Raw genomic sequence first — 836 nt, 5'->3', positions numbered from 1 at the left:
CGGCGTCGCTCGGGTTCGGGTTCGACGCGATCAGCGCGGTGGCGGCCATCACCTGCCCCGACTGGCAGTAGCCGCACTGGACGACGTCGAGCTCGCGCCACGCCTGCTGGACCTTGTGGCCGGCCGGTGTCGCGCCGACGGCTTCGATCGTCGTGATCTTGCGGCCCGCGACCGCCGCGACCGGCAGCACGCACGAACGCGCGGCGACACCGTCGAGATGCACGGTGCACGCGCCGCATTGCGCGATCCCGCAGCCGAACTTCGTGCCGGTGAGGCCGACGACGTCGCGCAGCACCCAGAGCAAGGGCATGTCGTCTGGGGCGTCGACCGAGCGGGTTTCGCCGTTGATTTTGAGGGTGATCATTCAGCCTCCGGGGCCGGTATAGCGGGGAAGAGCGATCAGTGCACGAACAAGTCGGGCGCCTGCGGCGAATGGCGTCACTACCGCGACGCACGGCGCCAAAGGCAAATTTTTCGCATATCGCATGTCTGCCGCGGTGGGACGCCAGCGCATCAGCCCGCATCCACATATACCCAGCCGGCCTTGGCGCGCTCACACGCTCCGGCAAGCACCGCACGCACGGGCCGACCGGTGTCACACGCGCCCGCTCAGTATCGAGCACTGCATATCGCGACCGAGTATCGACGCCGCCCAAGGCCTTTGCAACGACATTTATGGCTAGTTTTTCAGACAACCCTGCTTGCACGCCTAAGAAGCTGTTGCGAAATTAGTTAACCAGAGGTTTTAGACGCGTCCAGCAAATCAAGGCGCAAGCCAAAGATAGGAAGGCCTCGTGGATATGAGCATAGCGTTCGTAGCGAATCTTCAGGCGTCG

At 64.0% G+C, this 836-nt stretch carries 1 protein-coding gene; it reads right to left on the bottom strand.

Going from position 1 to position 836, the window contains the following annotated elements; genetic code table 11:
* The coding region (locus G3O00_RS43010; RefSeq protein WP_206146634.1) for a (2Fe-2S)-binding protein at positions 1-364 on the bottom strand (364 nt) is incomplete at its 3' end.
* Positions 365-836 lie beyond the last annotated feature (472 nt).

Source organism: Burkholderia sp. Ac-20384 (assembly GCF_017104605.1).
In the GTDB taxonomy this organism is placed as follows: domain Bacteria; phylum Pseudomonadota; class Gammaproteobacteria; order Burkholderiales; family Burkholderiaceae; genus Burkholderia; species Burkholderia lata.
Note: the sequence above shows the minus strand (reverse complement) of the source record. Positions and strands in the feature narration are given on the sequence as shown.